This is a genomic window from Peribacillus sp. P4_C12 (genome assembly GCF_056402095.1).
This window is the reverse complement of the sequence record NZ_JBFUIB010000352.1, coordinates 1-3,993: the sequence shown is the minus strand read 5'-3', so window position 1 is coordinate 3,993 and position 3,993 is coordinate 1. Positions and strand designations below refer to the sequence as shown.

The following is a 3,993-nucleotide window of genomic DNA, read 5'->3' as shown; positions in this document are numbered from 1 at the left end:
GAAAGCCCTGCCTTTAACAAAAAAAGATGCCCGAGCCTTTACCCGTTTTTTCTTTTCGGCAGCAACAGAATGCGAAATAGATAAACAAGGGCGAATAAATATTCCCACGCCGCTTACTTCATATGGCCAATTGGAAAAAGAATGTGTAATTCTTGGTGTTACCAATCGTATTGAGATTTGGAGCAAATCCCTTTGGGAAAACTATTTTTCAGCTTCAGAGGATTCTTTCGCTGAGATAGCAGAAAATATGATTGGCTTTGATATTTAAGGCTGCCCTCAGAAATAGAGTTACTCAATAACCGATTGGAAGGATGTCTAGCATGTTTCAACATACAACAGTGTTATTAAAAGAGACGGTTGATGGATTAAACATCAAACCTGATGGAATTTATGTAGATTGTACTTTAGGAGGGGCAGGCCACAGTGAATACTTGCTCTCACAGCTATCTGACAAGGGCAGACTTTATGCTTTTGATCAGGACGAGACGGCTATTCAGAATGCTAAGGCTAAATTAGAAAGCTATGGAGACCGTATTGTACTCGTTCCTAATAATTTTAAATACTTAAAAGAAGAGTTGAATGCCCGGGGAATCGAGAAAGTGGATGGGATTCTTTATGATTTAGGTGTGTCATCTCCACAATTGGATACGCCAGAGCGAGGATTCAGTTATAACCATGATGCGCCGCTGGATATGAGGATGGATCAGAGTGCTGCTATTTCTGCATATGATGTTGTGAATACTTGGTCATTCCATGAATTGATGAGAATCTTCTTTCAATATGGAGAAGAAAAATTTTCTAAACAAATTGCCAGGAAAATTGAAGCAGCTCGTGAAATAAAACCGATTGAAACAACGTTTGAGCTTGTAGAGCTAATTAAAGATGGAATTCCTGCACCGGCAAGAAGAAAAGGTGGACACCCCGCGAAACGAGTATTTCAAGCAATACGAATTGCTGTAAATGATGAACTTGGTGTCTTTGAAGATTCTTTAGAGCAAGCTATTTCCCTATTGGATATAGAAGGAAGAATATCTGTCATTACATTCCATTCTCTAGAAGATAGAATTTGTAAAACAGTATTTAAGAAAGCTAGTGCCTTGCCTGACCTTCCGCATGGACTTCCAGTTATTCCTGATGAATTTAAACCGCCTATGAAATTAATCACGAGAAAACCAATCTTACCTTCAGAAGAAGAATTGGAAGGGAATAATCGTTCCCGTTCAGCTAAGTTAAGAATTGCCGAGAAACAATAAATATAGAAAAATCAGTAAGGGGGAGCATGAATGAGTTCTATAGCCAAAAAAATGCAAGAACAGCAATATGAAGACCAACAGCAACAACAGACACATCAAACAGTGGTCATCCGTAAAGCGAAGATATCCATTGGTGAAGTAATCTTACTATGTGCCCTTGCTATTATGGTTACATTTTTGGGAGTGAAAATAGTTTCTAACCAAGCGGCCATTTATGAAACGAATAAAGAGATCCAGCAAGTCGAAGTATCAATTGATAAACAGAGTAAAGTGAACGAAGATTTGAAAGTGCAGGTTGATGAACTTAGTACATACGAAAGAATTTGGAAAAAAGCTGAAGAGCTAGGGTTCAAGTTAAATAAGAATAATGTGAAGGGTGTGCAGTGATAATGCAGAAACAAAAAAATATGAAGCATGGAGCAGCCGGATTATTCTTCTTATTCGGCCTGCTCTTTTTTGTATTAATCTGCCGCTTTTTGTATATTCAGGTGACAGGCACAGCCGGTGGTGAGGTACTAGCTTCGAAAATCGACAAGAAATATGAAAGAGAACAGGTCATAGAAGCTAAAAGGGGAAGTATCCTCGATACAAAGGGTGAAGTCATTGCCGAGGATACTTCTTCCTATATTTTAAGGGCTGTACTTAGTGAAAAGGAAACTGAGCATGTCAAAGACCCAGAAATGACGGCTGCTAAACTTGCTAAATATATAGATATGGATGAGCAGGACATCTATGAGCGCCTTACGAAAAAAGAGGCATACCAGGTGGAGTTTGGTAAGGCCGGCAAGGATTTGACTCAGGTTGTCAAACAGAAAATAGAAAAATTGGAACTGCCGGGAATTACATTTGGAAGAACGAATAAACGCTTTTATCCGAATGGAATCTTCGCATCTCATCTAATTGGCTATGTAGAAAAAGATGAGAAAACCGGAGAAATGGCTGGTAAGTTCGGAATTGAAAAGTACCTCAATAAAGAATTGCAGGAAACGGATGGAAAGCTGACATATGACAGTGACAAATGGGGAATTCTTTTACCGGATACGAAGGAAAAGGTGGTAGCTCCGGATAATGGTAATGATGTAATGTTGACCATCGACAAGAAAATACAAACTTTCTTGGAAGATTCGTTGAGTAAAGTGCAAGAAAAGTATGATCCCGAGCAAATCATAGCGATTGTATCCAATCCCAAAACGGGGGAAATTGTAGCGATGGGGCAAAGACCTACCTTCCATCCGACAACGAAAGAGGGGCTTACGGATACGTGGCGTAACCTTGCTATTGAAGAATCATTCGAACCAGGCTCAACCATGAAAACGTTCACCCTTGCGGCTGYTGTGGAAGAAGGGGTCTTTAATCCCAATGAAAGTTTTACTGCCGGCACTTACAAGACGGGAGCGGGCTCCATCGGTGATCACAGCGGAATCGAAAGAGGAAAAAGTATGACCTTTCTTGAAGGTGTACAACGTTCTTCCAATGTCGCTTTTGCGACATTGGCAATGGATAAAATCGGTGCGGATACCTTCCGAGAATATTTGACGAAGTTTGGTTTCGATAATAAGACGGGGATTGATCTGCCGAATGAGATAACTGGTAAAATTCAATATAAATATAAGCTTGAAAAGGTTACAACATCCTTTGGCCAAGGTTCAACCGTTACACCGATTCAACAGATCCAAGCAGCTTCGGCAATTGCTAATGATGGAAAAATGATGCAACCGTATGTGATTAAAAGTATTTCCGATCAGGATACCGGAAAAGTATTGAAAACGACAAAACCAAAAGTATCAGGTGAACCGATTTCAGCAGAGACTGCTAAGCAAGTACGTGACTATTTGGAAACGGTAATCTCTGCGAAAAAAGGAACAGGGAAAAAATATGCCATTGAAGGATACGAAGTAGCAGGGAAAACAGGTACAGCTCAGATTGCCGGTCCAACAGGCCGATATTTAGAAGGGAAGAATAACTATGTATTCTCCTTTTTAGGTATGGCTCCAAAAGATGACCCACAACTGGTCATCTATGTGGCGGTCAAAAAGCCAAACTTAGGTGCCACATATGTAGGAGCGGATCCATTGTCTGAAATATTTAATCCTGTCATGCAAAATAGCCTGCAATATTTAAATATAAAGCCTTCTGATGTGAAAAAACAAACAGCCAATAAAATTGAAGACTATACTAATCAATCTGAGAGTTCTTCTGTTAAGGAGCTGGAACAGTTAGGATATGAAGTTAGTACGATCGGAAGCGGTCGAAAAGTTCTCGATCAATCACCTAAAGCAGGGAGCACCCTCTTACAGGGTGAAAAAATAATCCTTCGAACAGAAGGTGATATGAAAGTTCCTGATATGAAAGGATGGTCCTTACGTGATGTAATGAAATTAGCTAAGGTTGCGAAGCTGGATCTCCAAACTTCAGGAACAGGTTATGTGAGTAAACAGAATATCAAGGTAGGTAAAAAGGTTAAGGAAGGGGACTCTTTCAATGTTGAATTGTCCCAACCAGAAGGCGCTGCCGATAATTTATCAAGTAATGAGAATAAAGGGTCTGATTAAAAATATAGATATTTTAAAAAAGAGGGTGATCCAAATAGATCACCCTCTTTCAGACTGTAGACAAACTCGATGAAAATCGAGTTTGTCTACAGTTTTTTTGAGGGGTTGTAAAAATTCGAACGTTGATTTCCACTCCAGGCACTCGCTTTCCGCGGGCGGTCAGGGAGCCTCCTCGGCGCCTTTGCGCC

General features: G+C 40.1%; 4 protein-coding genes. All 4 read left to right on the top strand.

The features are described from left to right. The coding region (mraZ, locus tag AC1DUW_RS22720) for a division/cell wall cluster transcriptional repressor MraZ (RefSeq protein ID WP_477643527.1) at positions 1-268 on the top strand (268 nt) is incomplete at its 5' end. A 52-nt stretch (positions 269-320) separates the two neighbouring features. Then, the gene (gene rsmH, locus AC1DUW_RS22715; protein WP_053345230.1) at positions 321-1,253 is read left to right on the top strand and encodes a 16S rRNA (cytosine(1402)-N(4))-methyltransferase RsmH; all 933 of its coding nucleotides are present in this window, start codon (positions 321-323) and stop codon (positions 1,251-1,253) included. Between the two features lie 30 nt (positions 1,254-1,283). Next, positions 1,284-1,640: a cell division protein FtsL gene (ftsL, locus tag AC1DUW_RS22710; RefSeq protein ID WP_053345231.1), complete on the top strand. Its 357-nt coding sequence runs from the start codon at positions 1,284-1,286 to the stop codon at positions 1,638-1,640. 2 nt (positions 1,641-1,642) lie between these two features. Beyond that, the gene (locus tag AC1DUW_RS22705; protein WP_477643526.1) at positions 1,643-3,805 is read left to right on the top strand and encodes a penicillin-binding protein; all 2,163 of its coding nucleotides are present in this window, start codon (positions 1,643-1,645) and stop codon (positions 3,803-3,805) included. Positions 3,806-3,993: the final 188 nt, after the last annotated feature.